This window comes from Pantoea sp. BS_8, assembly GCF_041954965.1.
Lineage (GTDB): Bacteria > Pseudomonadota > Gammaproteobacteria > Enterobacterales > Enterobacteriaceae > Pantoea > Pantoea stewartii.
In genome coordinates, this window is record NZ_JAVAXU010000005.1 from 185292 (window position 1) to 203457 (window position 18166).

At 52.6% G+C, this 18166-nt stretch carries 16 protein-coding genes; 6 read left to right on the forward strand and 10 right to left on the reverse strand.

Annotated elements, in window-relative coordinates:
• Positions 1-30: 30 nt before the first annotated feature.
• Both RAC65_RS12400 and RAC65_RS12405 read right to left on the reverse strand, forming a co-directional pair.
• Positions 31-1758 carry a DUF2534 family protein gene (locus tag RAC65_RS12400; protein ID WP_277284854.1) on the reverse strand — a complete coding sequence of 576 codons (1728 nt, stop codon included), beginning with the start codon at positions 1756-1758 and terminating at the stop codon, positions 31-33.
• A gap of 67 nt (positions 1759-1825) precedes the next feature.
• Positions 1826-2251, reverse strand: coding sequence for a DUF2946 domain-containing protein (locus tag RAC65_RS12405; protein WP_277284930.1), 426 nt, complete (start codon positions 2249-2251; stop codon positions 1826-1828).
• A gap of 206 nt (positions 2252-2457) precedes the next feature.
• On the opposite strand from RAC65_RS12405, the gene RAC65_RS12410 reads away from it, so the two are divergent.
• Positions 2458-3399, forward strand: a complete 942-nt coding sequence (locus tag RAC65_RS12410) for a D-2-hydroxyacid dehydrogenase (RefSeq protein ID WP_006122056.1) — start codon at positions 2458-2460, stop codon at positions 3397-3399.
• 1 nt (position 3400) lies between these two features.
• Here the strand turns inward: RAC65_RS12410 and glsB are convergent, their stop codons facing one another.
• The gene (gene glsB / locus RAC65_RS12415; protein ID WP_277284851.1) at positions 3401-4321 is read right to left on the reverse strand and encodes a glutaminase B; all 921 of its coding nucleotides are present in this window, start codon (positions 4319-4321) and stop codon (positions 3401-3403) included.
• Between the two features lie 22 nt (positions 4322-4343).
• Between glsB and RAC65_RS12420 the strand changes: the two genes are divergently transcribed.
• A complete protein-coding gene (locus tag RAC65_RS12420) occupies positions 4344-4493 on the forward strand; it encodes a hypothetical protein (RefSeq protein WP_155489655.1) in 150 nt (49 codons plus the stop codon).
• Between the two features lie 83 nt (positions 4494-4576).
• The gene (gene clcA / locus RAC65_RS12425; RefSeq protein ID WP_033742298.1) at positions 4577-5971 is read left to right on the forward strand and encodes a H(+)/Cl(-) exchange transporter ClcA; all 1395 of its coding nucleotides are present in this window, start codon (positions 4577-4579) and stop codon (positions 5969-5971) included.
• Between the two features lie 172 nt (positions 5972-6143).
• Here the strand turns inward: clcA and RAC65_RS12430 are convergent, their stop codons facing one another.
• A complete protein-coding gene (locus tag RAC65_RS12430) occupies positions 6144-6317 on the reverse strand; it encodes a GhoT/OrtT family toxin (RefSeq protein ID WP_006122059.1) in 174 nt (57 codons plus the stop codon).
• 342 nt (positions 6318-6659) lie between these two features.
• On the opposite strand from RAC65_RS12430, the gene RAC65_RS12435 reads away from it, so the two are divergent.
• On the forward strand, positions 6660-7196 hold the full coding sequence (locus tag RAC65_RS12435; RefSeq protein WP_006122060.1) for a YbhB/YbcL family Raf kinase inhibitor-like protein: 537 nt from the start codon (positions 6660-6662) through the stop codon (positions 7194-7196).
• Between the two features lie 58 nt (positions 7197-7254).
• Here the strand turns inward: RAC65_RS12435 and proP are convergent, their stop codons facing one another.
• The 4 genes from proP to RAC65_RS12455 all read right to left on the reverse strand — a co-directional run bounded on the left by proP (position 7255) and on the right by RAC65_RS12455 (position 12456).
• Complete coding sequence (gene proP / locus RAC65_RS12440; protein ID WP_054687877.1) at positions 7255-8730, reverse strand: glycine betaine/L-proline transporter ProP; 1476 nt, start codon at positions 8728-8730, stop codon at positions 7255-7257.
• Positions 8731-9062: 332 nt separating this feature from the next.
• The gene (locus RAC65_RS12445) at positions 9063-10265 is read right to left on the reverse strand and encodes an MFS transporter (protein ID WP_039339306.1); all 1203 of its coding nucleotides are present in this window, start codon (positions 10263-10265) and stop codon (positions 9063-9065) included.
• A gap of 218 nt (positions 10266-10483) precedes the next feature.
• Positions 10484-11308 carry a CDP-diacylglycerol diphosphatase gene (locus tag RAC65_RS12450; RefSeq protein WP_006122063.1) on the reverse strand — a complete coding sequence of 275 codons (825 nt, stop codon included), beginning with the start codon at positions 11306-11308 and terminating at the stop codon, positions 10484-10486.
• Between the two features lie 245 nt (positions 11309-11553).
• The gene (locus RAC65_RS12455) at positions 11554-12456 is read right to left on the reverse strand and encodes a LysR family transcriptional regulator (protein WP_006122064.1); all 903 of its coding nucleotides are present in this window, start codon (positions 12454-12456) and stop codon (positions 11554-11556) included.
• Between the two features lie 99 nt (positions 12457-12555).
• On the opposite strand from RAC65_RS12455, the gene RAC65_RS12460 reads away from it, so the two are divergent.
• Together RAC65_RS12460 and RAC65_RS12465 are read left to right on the forward strand one after the other, a co-directional pair.
• On the forward strand, positions 12556-13623 hold the full coding sequence (locus tag RAC65_RS12460; RefSeq protein ID WP_375096761.1) for an SDR family oxidoreductase: 1068 nt from the start codon (positions 12556-12558) through the stop codon (positions 13621-13623).
• 89 nt (positions 13624-13712) lie between these two features.
• The gene (locus RAC65_RS12465) at positions 13713-14366 is read left to right on the forward strand and encodes an SDR family oxidoreductase (protein WP_375096762.1); all 654 of its coding nucleotides are present in this window, start codon (positions 13713-13715) and stop codon (positions 14364-14366) included.
• 44 nt (positions 14367-14410) lie between these two features.
• Here RAC65_RS12465 and fumA read toward each other — a convergent pair whose 3' ends face one another.
• Positions 14411-16057, reverse strand: coding sequence for a class I fumarate hydratase FumA (fumA, locus tag RAC65_RS12470; RefSeq protein ID WP_006122067.1), 1647 nt, complete (start codon positions 16055-16057; stop codon positions 14411-14413).
• A 157-nt stretch (positions 16058-16214) separates the two neighbouring features.
• Positions 16215-17726, reverse strand: a complete 1512-nt coding sequence (locus tag RAC65_RS12475; protein ID WP_039339314.1) for a DASS family sodium-coupled anion symporter — start codon at positions 17724-17726, stop codon at positions 16215-16217.
• Positions 17727-18166: the final 440 nt, after the last annotated feature.

The following is an 18166-nucleotide window of genomic DNA, read 5'->3' on the forward strand; positions in this document are numbered from 1 at the left end:
CTGTCGCCCGCTTTTAGCGGGCGACATTGTTTATTTACCTTGCTCGTCGCTTTCACCCAAGAAGAAGTACCAGAGCGGAATGGACATTAAGCCTGTAAACACTGTTGTATAAAGCAAAATCATCAAGGCCTGCGTGATATACATCATCGCGGTCCAGTCGCTGAACGGAATATTGTATTGCTCAATTACACCACTCACCATGGCGCGAGCCATCACCGTTCCGACAATAATGGCGAGAATGGCGACACTGCGCAGGAAATAGCGCATCTCTTTACGCTTTACTGCAAAACGGGACTGCACAATCGCCAGCGGCGATTGTTGATCTTCCGGCGTAGCGACCACCTGGCGTACCGCACGCTGCGCTTTACGCCAGCGTTGCAGATCCAGCAGCACAAAGACCACTAAACTGACGCCCATCAGCGGCAACGCATAACCCAGAGCCATGGCGAGAATCAGGCTTGAGCCCTGAAGATAGCGGGGTAACGCCAGCCAGGCCGCGAGCAGCGTTTGCACTGGATTGGCCTGCGGCAGTGCCGGGCGTCGAATCCACCACATGCGGTAGCCGAGCACGATCATGGCGCACAAACCAAAACCAAAGAACGCGAGAAGCAACTGATTGGGTAAGCCAAACAGCACGCCCATATGTGCATCCACGCCCCAGCGCGTAAGTTTTGCGACCAGCGGGAAACGGGCAAACTCAACGTGATCAACAATGCTGAAGTCATGCGGATTTACGGATACCGAGTCGACCTGCGTCGGCCAGCGACGATCTATCTCACTGACCGTCCAGGCCTGGTCAGGGTTTTTGGGCTGGCGCAGCTCAATTTTGGCAGCGTGTAAACCGGCCAGGCGCGCGGCGTGTTCAACGCTGTCCCAGTCCGCGTCCGGCTGATTGAATACGGCGGGCATACTGGCATGATGACCCGGCATTGAAGTCTCCATCACCATGCCGTCCATGTCGGAATGATGATCGGCGTGGGGATCGGCAGGCGCAGAGGGTGCAGCCCCGTTTAATGCCGTTCTGACCTGCGGTGTCAGCCAGCCAAGATCGCTACGCATTTTATCAATATTGCTCCCGGCCCACTGCGACCAGGTCAATCCCGTAACGGAGAAAAAGATCAACCCCAGAGATAACACCAGGCCCAGCGTAATATGCCAGTATCGTGTCAGTGCAAAACCCGTCTTGCGCGTTTTTACCTGACGCCGGGGCCGGGTACCAGACCACAACACGATCCCGCCCAGCGCCGCTACCCACAACCACGACGCCGCGAGTTCACTGTAGTTGCGGCCAACATCCCCCAGCAGCAGTCCACGATGCATCTTGTCAAGCCACATCCGCAGAGGTAACACGCCGCTGGTGCCGTATACGGTCATATCACCTTTGACGCGAAGCGTATAAGGATCGATGAAAACAGAGCGTGACTCTGATGGGCCTGACTGTGCATCCGTAAATTGCACGCGAGTGGTGTCATGAGCGCCGGGCGCAGGCCGTACCGCATAAATCCGCGCATCACCAACATATCGCCGCGCCGCAGCAATCTGAGCGGACAGCGGCTGAGCGGCACCCACAGGTTCCGCGGTTAACGCATCTTTATAAATTACGTTTTCTATCTGTGGCGTCAGGACATAAAGCGTGCCGGTTAATGCCGCAATAAAAATAAACGGCGCAATAAACAGGCCAATGTAAAAATGCAAACGGCGCAAAACATTCAGTACCGTGCCGCGCGGCGGCGATGTTATTTCTTGTGAAACACTCATAGCGATTCCATATTTCGAGAATACCGGGCTTTTCTTCTTCGTGGATGACGAAGAAGAAAAGATCACATTAAGCTGAGGCGCGCATTTGCAATGGTGGGGCGCGCTGCCGGTAAACCCGCTTGTGGCGCGGTAACAGAGGGCAAAACGTATCGGGAGTCGGTGGGGCCCGGCTAATTAAACACATTAACCAGATGAACGGAATAAACACCCACAGCATAAAGGGGATATGGACCAGCAGATCGCAATAACCACATGCACTCATCATCATGCTGTGATCGCCCATGGCCATATCGCTATGGTGATCCCCCATCGGCATGTCGGCCATGATCATATCGTTATGCTGATCCAGCATCGACATGTCGGACATCGCCATCGCGTCACGATTTTTAGCCAGATTTTTGGATACCATCGGTGCAATGAACAACAGCAGTACCGCCAGTATCGCAAGACAGGCGGTAAAACGTTGTCGATTATAATGGGTGGCGTTAATCATCTGAACGGCGGTAGTCGGGTACACGATAGAGGCGGCAGTGTAACGCGTCAGAGAGTTTAGGGTTAAAAGAAATGCCTTTTTGCCCCAAAAAATTAGCACCTTTTGAACACCTTCACTTAATTAGATATTAAGAATAACTTATCTGTTACTGCTGCCATACATTTGAGCAACATTATTCATCCGCAAAACGTGATAAAGGATACGTCATGAAAATCGTAACGCTTGATGGCGGCACGCTGCCCGTCCCTCCTCCTCAACCTGACTGGTGCAGCGACTGGTGTTTTCGTGAAGAAACGCACGACAATGAGATTATTGAGGCGTTAAAGGGCGCAACGATTGCCATCACTAATAAAGTCCCGCTGCGTGCGGCGACGCTGGCGCAGCTTCCTGACCTGCGCTACATCTGCGTCACCGCCACGGGCTTTGATTGCATTGATATTCCGGCGTGTCGGGAACGTGGAATCGTCGTGAGTAATATCCCCGGCTATTCAACGCAAAGCGTTTCAGAATGCGTGATCGCCTTTATTTTTGCGTTGCGTCGCCAGATAGTGGAATACGCAACGCTCACGCGTGAAGTATGGCCTGCCTCTTCTCATTTTTGTTTTCACCGTTCACCGATTCAGGATATTGCGGGGGCAACATTAGGCATTGTGGGAAAAGGAGACATTGGTATCGCCGTGGGCAGGCTGGCACAGGCGCTCGGCATGAAGGTGTGCTTTGCCGAACGCAGGGACAGCACCAGGGTGCGTGAGGGCTATGTAAGTTTTGACGAGATGCTGGCCGCAAGCGATGTGATTTCGCTGCATTGTCCCCTGAGCGAACAAACCCGGCATCTGATTAACAGTGAAACCCTGAATAAGATGCAACCCCATGCGCTGTTGATCAACACAGCGCGTGGCGGTCTGATTCATGAAGCTGATTTGGCGGAGGCATTGCAACAGGGCACGATAGCCGGAGCGGCACTGGATGTGCTGAGCAGTGAGCCGCCGCCAGCCGATCATCCTCTGCTTCAGGCCGATGTGCCGAATCTGCTTGTCACGCCGCATATTGCCTGGGCAAGCAAAAGTGGTATGCACAATTTGTTGCAAGGCATCATGGTCAATCTGGCTGGCTTTGAGCAAAACCGGCCTGTAAATGTTGTCAGCTGAGTCAGAATATTGAGCGGCCCAGCCTGTCAGTCAGGCACTCCAGCACGGCAGTGCCTGCCAGCGAGTTGCCTGCACTGTCCAGCCCGGGTGACCATACCGCTATACTCATTTCGCCCGGGACCACGGCAATAATACCGCCACCAACGCCCGATTTTGCGGGCATGCCGACACGCCAGGCAAATTCACCCGCCCCATCGTACATGCCACTGGTGATCATCAAGGCATTGATTTGCCGGGCCTGACGGGAGGTGATGAGCGCCGAGCCGTCAAGCGTTTTTCCCTGGTTTGCCAGGTAAATAAAACTGCGGGCCAGTTCAATACAGTTCATGGACAATGAGCAGTAGTGAAAGTAGGTCTGCATCACGTTGGTCACGTCGTTGTCAAAATTGCCAAATGACTTCATTAACCAGGCGATAGCCGCGTTGCGGGCTGAGTGTTCAAACTCTGAACGCGCGACATGACGATCGTACTGAATATCAGGTTGCTGGCTCAGTTGACGGATAATCTCAAGCATACGCTGGCGCGGTGCTGTAAGACGCGTTTCAAGCAAATCACAGATCACCAGCGCGCCGGCGTTAATAAAAGGATTACGCGGTTTTCCCTGCTCAAGTTCAAGCTGAACCAGTGAATTGAACGGCTGACCTGAGGGCTCTTTACCCACGCGTTGCCAGATCTCCGCATCCTCATAGCGCGTCAGTGCAACAGTTAAGGAGAGGACTTTAGAAATCGACTGGATGGAAAAGCGCGTTTCAGCATCACCCGCCCGAAAGACTGTGCCGTCACGCAGACAGACGGCAATACCTAAATGATCGGCAGCGACGTCGGCCAGTGCCGGAATATAATCGGCTACCTTACCGCGATGAATTAAGGGACGAACCTGTTCAAGAACCTCTTCCAGCAAGGCATTACTCAGCGTGGTCACACGTTTCACTCCAGAATAAGCGATGATGGCGCAGGATGATGAGCGCCCTTCAGGCGCAAATCAATGGTTTATGGATAAAATTGCCGTGCACATCCTGAAATCATGTTCTTCGCGGGTGGCGAGTGGCAGAACAGCAGGCGTTGCTGGCGTAGTAAAATCCAGAGATAAATAAAAGCGAGGAATAATGCTGCAAATACGCTAACCTCTCGATTTAATTTGGGTCGTCAGTTTTCAGCAGGATATTTGAGGTCAGGCATGCGCGCTTCTGTTTCAAACCGACACGGGATTTTTCGGCCTCGTCGGCTTCGTCTGTTGCAATATATTATACGTCGAGACAAAACACCGGCCGCGTTGCTGCTGATGGCCGCGCTGGTGGGTGTGCTGACTGGCCTGACCGCGGTGGCGTTTGATAAAGCCGTTGGCTGGGTGATTCATTCGCGGGTCAACTGGCTGAGCCAGCATGAAAATAATGTCTTTCTTCTTGGCTGCTACGCTTTTATTTTTTCCGCCGTGCTGGCCGCGACAGGCTATTTTCTTGTCAGGCGCTTTGCGCCGGAAGCAGGCGGTTCGGGCATTCCTGAAATCGAAGGTGCGCTGGAAGAACTTAGGCCAGTGCGCTGGTGGCGCGTGTTGCCGGTTAAATTCTTTGGCGGACTTGGCGCAATTGGTTCTGGCATGGTGCTGGGTCGTGAAGGCCCGACGGTTCAGATTGGTGGTAACATCGGGCGTATGTGCCTCGATATCTTTCGCATGCGATCCTCTGAATCCCGCCACACTATTTTGGCTACCGGGGCCGCATCAGGTCTGGCCGCAGCCTTTAATGCACCGCTGGCGGGCATTCTGTTTATCATTGAAGAAATGCGTCTGCAGTTCCGCTTTAGCCTTATCTCCATTAAAGCGGTGTTTGTAGGCGTCAGTACCTCAAGCATCGTTTTTCTTGCGCTGAACGGTAATCAGCCCATTATCAATATCGGTCAGTTAAAAGATGCTCCGATCCAGACGCTCTGGTTATATTTACTGCTGGGGATTTTATTTGGCGGTTGTGGCGTCGCTTTTAATCGCCTGATATTTACCCTTCAGGATCTGTTTCAAAGGCTGCATCAGGGACGGACATCACGCTGGGTCCTGGGTGGGGCGTTATTGGGCGGCTTATGTGGCTTACTGGGGCTGATATTGCCCCAGGGCGTAACCGGCGGGATTACGCTCATCCCCGACTTTACCGCAGGAAACTATACGTCGATTGCCTTACTGTCCTTATTTTTATTGCGGGCGGTCGTCACGCTACTGTGTTTTGCCTCTGGCGCCCCAGGGGGCATTTTCGCCCCCATGCTGACGCTGGGCACCTTACTGGGTACCTGCGTGGGGCAACTGTGCGTTAACCTGTTCCCAGCCTATCATCTTGAAGCCGCGACGTTTGCCGTAGCAGGCATGGGCGCCTTGTTTGCCGCTTCTGTTCGGGCACCGCTCACCGGAATTATTCTGGTACTGGAGATGACCAACAATTATCAGTTGATCCTGCCGATGATTATTACCTGTCTCGGTGCGACACTCTCTGCACAGTATTTCGGCGGTACACCGCTGTATTCAACGATACTGGCACGTACGCTGGCAAAACAACAACCTCAGGAGGAGGGGGCAACGGCGCGGTAAAAGCATCCCGATTACGGCAGGCAGGGCGCGCGCCATCTGTAAAAGGATGGCGTCCGTATGTAAAGCAGACTGCGCGGAACAGGTGCGATATCACGCAGGCTTGTGCAGGGAAACGTCTGGCAGAGAGAAAAGCGATCAGGAAAAGCCAGCCGGCACGGGCAGGAGAAAGGCCTTAAAACAACGCGAACATAAGGGCGACGGGGAAACTCATCGGCCAGGTTGCACCCACCAGAAAGGCACTCAGTAATTTAATGCTGAGTTTGTCGCGGGCGATAAAAAACGTAATGAGCGCGGCAACAAAAGCAACCACGCCGTAGAAAACCAACATGTGTTGATAAAGTGTCATTTGAGCCCTTATCCCTGATTCATGATTTGTTACGATCATGCGGTTTTTTGTGACTTAGATCAAGTATCAGACCTTTTGTGTAAATAAAAAAACAATGCCTCTCTAAGAAGGTAAACCGTAGAGCAGACAAGGTGAGCTGGCGATTTCATGCTGAAATCGTCGAAAGTTCAGGCGATTATGTAACAGCATGCTCGCGCTTACCGTAAGCCTTCAGGCTAATGACAGCCCTCGCTTTCATAGCGCCTCATGCTTCTGCACAGCCAGGCTTTGCGACATATACTGTTTACGGCAACGTGCCTCACGCTTACCTCCTCTCAATACGGTTTCGCACAGGAGTACCCGGTGAATAAACTGATTTCTCTGCTATTAATTTGTTTGAGTCCTGCGGCATTGGCTTTGACGCTGCAGTCAAAAGATTTTAGTGATAACGGTGTGCTGGATAAGAAGTTTGCGGGCGCAGATAAAAGTAAGCCAGCCTGTACCGGGCAGAATGTTTCTCCTGAACTCAACTGGTCCGAAACACCGGCGGGCACAAAAAGCTTTGCCTTGCTGATGACCGATCCTGTTGGCGCAAAAGGGCTCGGGGTTACGCATATGGTGGCGTACAACATTGCCGCTGAACGCAGCGCATTTGCTCAGGGCGAACTGACGCAGGGGAAAGGCTATACCGGCGGTAAGAATTCACCGGGTACGGCGCACTATTATGGTCCTTGTCCTCCTGTGGGATCTGGGCTTCATCACTACAACTTTGTGCTTATTGCCACAGACCTGCCGCCGTCTGCGCTTGAAGCCGGTTTAACGCATGATCAACTGCTGAGTAAACTTAAAGGGCATGCGCTGGCTGCTGCAAGCACCGTCGCCCGTTTCGGCAATGACTAACGTGCTATGCGATCAAAAAAACACCCTGCATGTGCAGGGTGTTTTTCGTGAGTTTGCTTTATTTCGCGTCGGCTGGTGAGGGTGGCACTGGTTCTGCGCTTTTATCCAGTTTTCTAATCAGGCTATGCGCTTCAGCTTCAGTTGCCACAGCGGGGGATGAACCGCTTAACGGCTTACGGGCGGTTTCCCTGACCGTCAGAATCGTCAGTAATCCAATCACACCCGCCACCATCATATAGTACGCTGGCATCATGGTATTCTGCGTGGTATCGACCAGCCATGCTGTCAGTAACGGGGTTGTCCCGCCAAACAACGATACAGACAGATTAAAGCCGATGGCGAGCGCACTGTAACGAATATCCGTGGTAAACAGTGCCGGTAATGTCGAGGGCATTGTGCCGCTGAAGCAGGTATGGAGCACGCCCAGAATCAACAGTCCCGCAAAGACGGCCCACATATTATGTGTCCCGATCAACATAAAGCAGGGGATGGAGAGCAAAATCAGCCCTACCGCACCGAAACCAATCACCGGGCGGCGCCCAATGCGATCGGTCCAGCGGCCCCACATCAGCGTGAGCGGCATCATCACAAACATGACAACCATGACCAGTAACAGACCGCTCAGTTCAGGTAAACCCAATACGCCGGTCAGATAGCTGGGCATATACGACGTCAGCATATAGTTCGACACGTTAAATAACAGGACCAGGCCGATACATTTCATCATCGGGACACGATGCTTACTTAACATCTTAAACAGGCTCAGGCGCGGTTTGCTTTGCTCCAGTTCCTCCTGCTTTTGCATGTGCTGTTTGAAGGCCGGCGTTTCTTCCAGTTTCAGACGCACATACAGGCCGAACAAGCCCAACGGTGCGGCGATAAAAAAGGGTACGCGCCAGCCCCACGACATCATCGCCTCGGACGAGATTACCGAAGTCATGACCGTCACCAGACACGCGCCCAGCAGGTAACCGCCAAGCGTTCCAAACTCCAGGAAGCTACCCATGAAACCGCGACGTTTGTCTGTTGAATATTCTGCGATGAAGGTGGCTGCACCGCCGTATTCGCCACCCGTTGAGAACCCCTGCACCAGGCGGGCGACCAACAAGAGGATGGGTGCCATGATCCCGATAGAGGCATAAGAAGGGATAATGCCGATACAAAATGTGCCAATCGACATCATGATCATCGTTATCGCCAACACCTTCTGGCGTCCAATCCGATCGCCAAGTGGACCAAAGACCATTCCACCCAGTGGACGCACTAAAAAGGCGGCCGCAAAAGTACCAAAGGTGGCGATAAGCTGAATCGCGTTATTGGCATCGGGAAAGAAAACCTTACCGATGATCACCGCCAGATAGCTGTAAACCCCGAAGTCGAACCACTCCATGGCATTGCCTAATGCCGCGGCCCCTACTGCCCGCTTCAGCATGTCATTATCAATAACGGTAATATCATCAACAGTGAGTTTTTTTGGCCTTTTATTCCAGAAATGCTTTTTTGGCCTGGTTGACGATGAATGGTTAGTATCCATATTTTCCTCATACGACTTAAATGGGACGACCTATAGCTTTCGCAGCCAGTCAGCGAGGTTAACGGAAGAGAAGGAAGTGAAAGCTATAAGAGGCCAGTAACTTTAATGATAGAGCGTTCTTAACCGCAGCGTAGAAACATAGTCGATGAATGTCATTTTTTGCAAGCCTCTGGGAAAAAAGACTGTCCTATAAATGAGATAGCAGAAAATGAGTTTTTACTTTTATTTACATTTTGCCATGTTTTCGAAAAGGCACTGAGAGTGACCCGGGAGCCCGTTAAAAGTGGTGCGCGAAGACTCTCTGCCAGCCAGGGCTGGCAGAGAAGGGCACATCAGGCAGGCTTCGCCTCGGGCGTCCGGCCCGAGAACCACCACAACATCAAGGCTACCAGGGCAATGCAGCCTAATGCGCTAAAGGCAATACTGTAAGAGTAACGGGCCACAATCAGGCCTGTCATGGCTGGGCTCATGGACGCCCCAACGCCCTGCATCAGCATTACCACACTTTGGCCAGCGTTCACGTGCCCACTGCCGCGCAACAGCGACACGATATAGCCCGGCACGGCGACGCCCAGTATCCCGGCCGCAATACCGTCCAGGATTTGTACGGGAACCACGAAAAAGGTCTCCGGAAATTCTGCTGCAATAACCGCGCGCAGTGGCATCATTAACAGTGCGGTCATGATTAAACGGCGATAGCCAATGTGATCGACACGTTTAGAGACAAAGATCGCGACAGGGATCATCACTAACTGGGAAATTACGACCGTTGCGGCAGCATACAGGCCGGGATCCACCGTATCAGGTCCGGTTGAGGAGGCCACACGCATGCTCAGCATGGGCAACAGCGCAGCGTTAGCCAGATGGAACAGCAGCAGCGTCAATCCGGCCACCAGCAACGCCGGTTTGCGCGCCAGTATCCACAGGCTGAGCGTAGGTTTATCCGACGATTTATCGTCCAGGCCACGCGCCACATCATGGTCAATATCGTCTGCACGAATAGCCAGGGTGGCGATAGCCGCAAATACCGCCATGACCATCATCAGGATGAACACCGCACCCAGCCCCCATTTCCAGGCGGCAAAACCTGCAAGGACAGCCGCCAGCGTATTACCCGCATGGTTATAGGCTTCGTTGCGTCCCATCTGACGGTTGAACCCTTTTTGCCCGGTCAGGCCAAGCGTTATTCCTGCCACCGTCGGACCGATGAAGGCGGCAGCGATGCCCGCGACGATTTGCGAAATAATCGCCGTCCATGACTGATTGCTGTACCAGAGCAGTAAGGTAGCGACCGTGATGACGACACAACCCGCCAGGATAATAAAGCGTTTGTAACGTGTGGCGTCGGCAACCACACCCGCCGGTAACGTTGAGAGCAGTCCGGCGATACCGCCTGAGGTCATCACCAGGCCTATTTCATCCGGGCTCCAGTGGCGTTCTGTCAAAAAAATGCCTAAAAAGGGCCCAAGGCCGTCTCTGACGTCGGCCAGAAAAAAACTCATCAGGCACAGCGCCTGAAGTGACCGTTGTGACATGTGCTTTTCCCTGTAGCTGATAAGAAGGTGTGGGTAACGACCACATTTCAATGCGTAACGCAATGCATCATGGCAGTAAAAATACTCAGTAACATAACGTTAAAGTTACAAAATGAAAAAATTCACGTTTTGTGTAATTTAGTCTAATGACTGGCTGACTGTGTGAGGGGCACTGAGGCTGCCAGCGGTCAGGCTTTATGCCATAGCGTGCCATCCCCTTATTGATGCGGCACTGTCTTCATCGTTGCCACTGGGGAGGCCTGCGGAGGGAGCAGTGTTGGGTCGTGCAGAATTTCACAATTTTTATCCAGAAGCGATTCGACGGATGCCCGGTTCCCTTTATCCCAGCCTCGTCGCGTCACCAGCAGGATAAAGCCGTTTTTTCCTGAAAACGTGGCAGGAACAACGGCAATCCCGTATTCCGCCAACTGAGGCGGAGACAGATGAAAATCGCGGGCAACGGATGCAACAGGATAAATGCCCATCACACTGGGCTGCAGGACGCGTCGTGCATAATAAGTGTGCGTTAACAATTTGTCTGGCAGGGGATGCCAGTCATCCTGAATATAAGGGCGTTCAGCCTGTAACTGGCGATAGACATCTTCCCGCAGGCAGGTGAGATGAATATGCAGTTGATTCTGGCTGCGCCCCCAGGCGGAATTGACAGCCATGCCCAGCCTGTCTTCCGGCACCGTTCCGCCATACGCCGCCATTACGCGATAACGCATCAGCCACGCATAACCGAAATAGTCTGTGCGGGTCGTATACGACAATAAGGGGCTTTCGATACCAGATAACAAAAGTGTGGGCACCAGAATAAAATGATACGGATAACGTGGATTTTGAATAACGCTGAAGCCCTGCTGTTCCCCTTTTGCAAGATAGACTTGCTGGCAGGGGGCAGCATAGCCAGTGTACGCGTAGTTCACCCTGCAAACGTCGTTCGTCACCATCCACAACGCATCCTGGCGCGCACAGCCTGACAGCGCAAAAGCTATCCCTGCCAGAATACTCAGGCGGCACAGAAGGGGCAGGAGAGGCATCAGACTGCCGCCGGTGTTAACGTGCCGCGTGGCGCCGTGCTATGTGCATAATCCGAAGTGTTCGCGCTCTGAAATGCCATACCTTATTTGTCCTTACAGGCTTATCCGTTCCACCGGCTACACAATAAATTAGCGACACACCACAATAAAGGCCACAGCGTGTGTGACAGAAGATCATCCCGTGCGTGTTTCTGCGCTGGCAGTGCCGAACGCCCGTCGGCCGCAGAGGTGAGATCTTTGATCACTTAGCGAATCACCAGCTGTGTCAGTGCGGATAACAAGGCATCTACCTTCGGCAGCAGTTGCTTACGGCGTGGCCAGATGACGCTCAGGGCCAGACCATCAGGCTGTAATTGTGGCAGGATAATCTCCAGTTCGCCTTTAGCTACGGCACTGTTTACCAGCCAGGAGGGCATTTGCGCTATGCCAAGTCCGGCTATGACCGCCTGGAGTTGCGCATCTACATCACCCAATGCCATCCGAAACGGCATATCTCGCCACTGGACATGTCCTTCTTCACGGGGGAATAACCAGGGTTTGGGCGTGTTATCCGCGCGTTCGTAAAGAATGGCCCGATGTTGCATCAGCGCCTGTTCGTCCTGTGGCCGGCCTTCGCGATCCAGCCAGGCTGGCGATGCACAAAACACCATTCTCTCTCGTCCCAGGTAGCGACTGCCCATTGAGGCTGGTAAATCGGCGGATCCGCCAATCCTGACCGCAACATCAATACCTTCGTCGAAGAGATCAATAAAACGATCTGAAAAGCTCACTCTGAGCTCAAGCTCGGGATGCTGCTGGCAAAACGGAATCAGCAACGGCATCACATTCAGGCGACCATACGTATGCGGCACAGCGAGTCGCAGGCGTCCTGACGGAATAATACGTTGTGCTGCCAGAACTGACTCAGCTTCAGCAAGCTCCTCCATGATGCGTATGCAGGTTTGGTAATAGGCGTTACCGGCATCGGTGAGCTGCAGCCTGCGTGTTGTGCGCTCCAGCAGGCGCGAGCCCAGCCGCGCTTCCAGCCGACTGACGCTTTTACTGACGGCGGAGCCGGTGACATGCAGACGTGCTGCCGCAGCAGTAAAACTGCCGCTTTCAACACTGGCAACAAAGGGAACAATATCCTTAAGACGTTGATCGTGCATGATTGATGAACTCAGGTTGAGAATGCTGTGAATAATTACCAATAATAGGAATTAAATTCTCTATTACGCTTAGCATTACGCAAAACGAGGAGAATTAACATGCAAAAACAGGCTTTGATTGTCGGAATCAGCGGGGTTATCGGGCGAGCGCTGGCTGAAAGATTAATGAAAGACGGATGGCAGGTCAGCGGATTATCCCGCGGTCGCGGCGCTGTTCCGCAAGGCTGCCACAGTCTGACGGCCGATTTGACCGATCCCGATGCGGTGCGCGCTACCCTGAAAGATACCAAACCCGATGCGGTATTCTTCAGCGTGTGGGCGCGTCAGGACAGCGAAAAAGAGAATATCCGCGTCAATGGCGGGATGATCCGTAATGTTATTGAGGCACTCGACGAGCGCTTACAGGGGGCGCATGTTGCCCTTGTCACCGGGCTGAAGCACTATCTGGGGCCGTTCGAGGCTTACGGTAAAGGTGAGGTGCCGGTTACGCCTTTCCGTGAAGAACAAGGTCGTCAGCCCGTTGATAACTTTTATTACGCGCAGGAAGATGAGGTTTTTGCAGGCGCTGACAAGTACGGCTACCGCTGGAGTGTCCATCGTCCCCATACCATCATTGGCTATGCGCTCGGCAATGCCATGAACATGGGGCAGACGCTGGCCGTTTACGCGACCTTGTGTAAAGAAAAAGGCTGGCCGTTTATCTTCCCGGGCTCACCTGAACAGTGGAACGGCGTTGTGGATATGACCGATGCGGATCTCCTGGCTGAACAACTTGAGTGGGCGGCAACCAGTCCAGATGCGGCCAATCAGGATTTTAACGCTGTCAATGGTGATGTGTTCCGCTGGAACTGGATGTGGCCGAAACTGGCTGAATATTTTGGTATTGAAGCCGCTGCTTATCCGGCAAAAATGATGCCGCTCGATGGCCGTATGCAGGACGCTGCCAGCGTATGGCAGGCCATTGCCGGGCGCGAAAACCTGCGCGAGAGCGACGTCACCCGACTGGCGTCATGGTGGCACACTGACGCCGATCTGGGCCGTCCAATGGAAGCCTTTACCGATATGAGTAAAAGCCGTAAAGCGGGGTTTACCGGCTACCGCAGCACGCTGGATTCATTCATCCAGCTGTTCGATAAGCTGAAGCAGGAAAAAATCATCCCGCAGTAACGGGATTCGGCCCTGTCAGCGGAAGGCCATCGTCGCTGCGCTAAGGGTTATACTTGTAGTCTGACTGACGTGATATAAGGACCAGGACGATGGTAACGTGTTTTATCATTGGCGCGGCGGGAAAAGTAGGTACCCACCTGACGAAACAGCTTTGCGCCAGACAGCATGCGGTCTCGGCGCTGCACCGTAAACCGGAGCAGGCCGAAGCCATCACCGTTGTGGGCGCGACACCGATCATGGGCGATCTTCAGAAACTCAGTGTTGAGAAGCTGGCGCAGAAAATGACCGGTCATGAGGTGGTGATTTTCAGCGCAGGGGCGGGTGGTGCTGGCATTGAACTCACCAATGCTATTGATGGTCAGGGTCTGGCGCTGGCGGTTGCTGCAGCAGAGAAGGCGGGGGTTGACCGTTTTTTGCTGGTGTCGGTTTTTCCGGATGCGGCGCGGGGCGAAAAAACGTCTGAAGGCTTCGAGAACTACATGCATGTGAAGCGGCTGGCGGATGTTCGTCTGGTGGAAAGTCAGCTTGACTGGGTAATCCTGCGTCCCGGGACGTTAACGGATACGGCGGGTAGTGGCACCGTACGAGCCGGTTACGCCATCCCCTACGGAGCGGTTCCACGTGAAGACGTTGCCGCCACGCTGGTAGCGCTCGTTGAAACACCGCAACTGAATCACAAAATCATTGAACTGACCGCAGGTGATGAAAGCATCAGTCACGCTCTGCAACGTTTGCAGCGCTAAAAAAAACGGCCCCTGTCAGGGGGCCGTTTTCTGTTACTGCCAGCTTATTTTACACAGCGCGAGCAGTGTTCACGTTCGATATGCTGGAAAAAGTCATTTCCTTTGTCATCGACCAGAATGAAGGCCGGGAAATTTTCTACTTCGATTTTCCAGATTGCTTCCATTCCTAACTCAGCGTATTCCACACACTCCAGGCTCTTGATGCTCTGTTGCGCCAGAACTGCCGCGGGTCCGCCAATGCTGCCCAGGTAAAACCCGCCGTGTTTATGACAGGCATCAGTAACCTGCTGGCTGCGGTTGCCTTTTGCCAGCATCACTTTGCTGCCGCCATTTGCCTGCAGAAGGTCAACATAGGAATCCATGCGGCCTGCTGTTGTGGGGCCCAGTGAACCCGATGCATAGCCTTCAGGCGTTTTTGCCGGTCCGGCATAGTATACCGGGTGATCCTTGATGTACTGCGGCAGGCCTTCGCCGTTATCAATACGTTCTTTCAATTTCGCATGCGCAATATCGCGGGCCACGATAATGGTGCCGGTCAGGGACAGACGGGTGGACACCGGATACTCAGAAAGCTGTGCAAGAATCTCATTCATTGGGCGGTTCAAATCGATATGCACCACCTCGCCTTCACCCTGTTTGCGCAGCGCTTCAGGAATATAGCGCCCAGGATTGGCTTCCAGCTTCTCAATCCAGATACCGTCGCGGTTGATTTTGGCTTTGATATTGCGGTCAGCGGAGCAGGAGACGCCCATACCGACGGGGCAGGATGCGCCGTGACGTGGCAGACGGATAACGCGGATATCGTGGGCGAAATATTTTCCGCCAAACTGTGCGCCCAGCCCTAACTGCTGTGCGGCTTCCAGTAATTCCTGTTCCAGCTGAACATCGCGGAATGCCTGGCCATGCTCGTTGCCTTCTGTTGGCAAGCCATCGTAGTAGTGCGTTGACGCCAGCTTCACGGTTTTCAGCGTGCTTTCAGCGGAGGTACCGCCAATGACAAAGGCGATATGGTAAGGCGGACAGGCGGCGGTGCCCAGGGTGCGCATTTTATCGACAAGATAATTCTTCAGCTTACCCGGGCTGAGCAGGGCTTTGGTTTCCTGGTACAGATAGGTTTTGTTGGCTGAACCGCCCCCTTTGGCGATGCAGAGAAATTTGTATTCGTCACCATCCACGCTGTAGAGATCGATCTGGGCGGGCAGGTTAGTCCCGGTGTTGACCTCTTTATACATGTCCAGCGCCGCGTTCTGTGAGTAACGCAGATTGTCTTCGATATAGGTATTGTAGATCCCCTTTGACAGGGCGGCCTCATCACCTCCACCTGTCCACACGCGCTGACCTTTTTTCCCCATAATGATGGCTGTACCGGTGTCCTGGCAGGTTGGCAGAACACCTTTGGCCGCGATTTCTGAATTGCGCAGGAACTGGAGTGCCACGTACTTGTCGTTATCGCTGGCTTCAGGATCATCAAGAATAGAGGCCACCTGCTGCTGGTGGGCCGGGCGCAACATAAAGGAAGCATCATGAAAAGCCTGTTGTGCCAGTAGGGTTAACGCTTGAGGCTCTACTTTCAGCACCTCCTGCCCGTCAAATTCAGCAACGGAAACATAGTCAGGGCTGAGCAGGTAGTATTCGGTATCCTCGTGGGTAAGAGGGAAGGGGTTCTGATAATAAAAAGGTTTGTTCGACATGGTATCTCACTTAATGACGTGCTGGCTCCTTTTGAGATAGGCTGACAGGAGCAACATCACAGGCGAATTCGTTGTTTATTATGCTTGCCAGCCGTAAGCGCAGGCTGGCAAGTAATGGCATGTTATCGTATGACGCGCTGGATTGCACAGGGCGCGGTCAGAACATCCACACCATCCAGGGATAAGCAATCAGCATCATTGCAATCAGGAAGATAGCGCCGAAGATAGTTCCCAGTCGCCAGTAATCCTTAGTGGGTAAGTAGCCGCTGCCGTAATAAATAGGGCTTGGACCTGTACCGTAAGGTGTGATGATGCCCATCACGCCCAGAGAGGTACACAGCATCAGACAGAACACGGGCATATTGATGCCAGGAATCGAGGCGGCAATCGTCAACATGGCAGGCAGTAACGCCGTTGTGTGCGCGGTGGTACTGGCGAACAGGTAATGCAGCAGGAAAAAGGCAATTAACAACACGACCGCCGAGATCTGGGGATCATAGCCTTGCAGTAATATTCCTCCTTCTTTACCCAGCCAGGCGATAAAGCCCACTCTGGCCAGACCGTCAGCCAGGGCTACCAGCGTGGCAAACCAGGCAAAAGTGTTCCAGGCCGCTTTGTTGCTGGTGATATCATTCCAGTTAAGCACACCAGTCCACAGCATCAGGATGATGACTAACAGTGCCGCCATGGCCGGTTCGATCCAGGCAGTAGCAAAAATCCACATCAACAGCGCACAGACCACAAACACCAGTAACAGGATTTCATTGCGGGTCAGTTTACCCAGTTTTTCAAGCTCTGCCATCGCCCAGCGTGGCACCTCATCATTCACTTTGACTTCAGGTGGATAGAACCAGTAAGCCAGCAGCGGCATGGTCAGAATCAGCAGCAGACCTAAAGGAATAAAGGCAAGAAACCACATTCCCCAGGAAATATCGAAGCCAATGACGCTTTTGACTAAAGCAAGGGCTAACAGATTCGGCGCCAGTGCAGACAGGAACATGGAGCTGGTAATACAGGCCGCCGTGATGGCAACCCACATTAAGTAGGATCCGATTTTGCGCGCGCTGGGATCGTTGGGTTTAGATCCATACAGCGGTGGCAGGTTGGCGATAATCGGGTAGATGGTACCGCCACTGCGCGCGGTGTTAGACGGAGTAAAGGGTGCTAACAGCAGGTCAGCAAAAGTGATGGCATAACCTAATGTTAAGCTGCGGCGGCCCAGATATTTCACCAGAATCAGGGCCAGACGACGACCAAACTGCGTTTTATCGTAGCCAGCAGCAAACATGAATGCGCCAAAGATCAGCCACACGGTTGAATTACCAAAGCCGCTGACGGCCCATTTAAAGGACTCCGTTGCGAGTTTAAATGTCGGATTGGCCAGTTCTGTCGGACTAAACAGCAAAAACTGACTGAAGAGGGCGATCACTACGACGCCTGTCAGACCAATTACGGCACCGGGCAGCGGCTCAAAAATCAAGCCTACAATCACCCCAACAAAGATGGCGAAGAAATGCCATGCATAAGGTTCAAGACCGGACGGTACGGGGACGAGTAATAAAAGCACTGCGACGATGACAGGCAGGGCTAGCATCAGTGCTTTATTTTTTTTGCCCGCAGCTGCAGGGGCTGCTTTAGGGGGCTCTTTCATGTTTGAGAGTGTTTTCATAGTGTTTTTCTACGAGTTAAGGATAATACGATTAACGCCCCGGCGAATTCTTCAAGACATTTTATTTATTCTACATTATAAGAATAACCCGTGGTGTTTTATATTCTTTTAACGTTTCTACTCGTGCGATGCAGAAAATTTAAGAAACCATGTGAATATGATGCGACTTCTGGAAAATAAAATTTTGATCTGGATCAAACAAGTTAAATTGTATTTTTTATTTTTTAACAAATTAAACAATAATCAATGAGGAACAGGTGAGTAAGATAGCATTGAATACTTTTTGCAACCACATCAGGAAGAAAAAACACAGAGCGTCAACTTTAAATTATTGTTTTTATTGATTTTATTTTACTGCTATTTCACTATTGCTTTTTGGTAACTATTGATTAACAATAACCATACATCACGAAATCACTCCAATCAAACAAAAAGTCTAA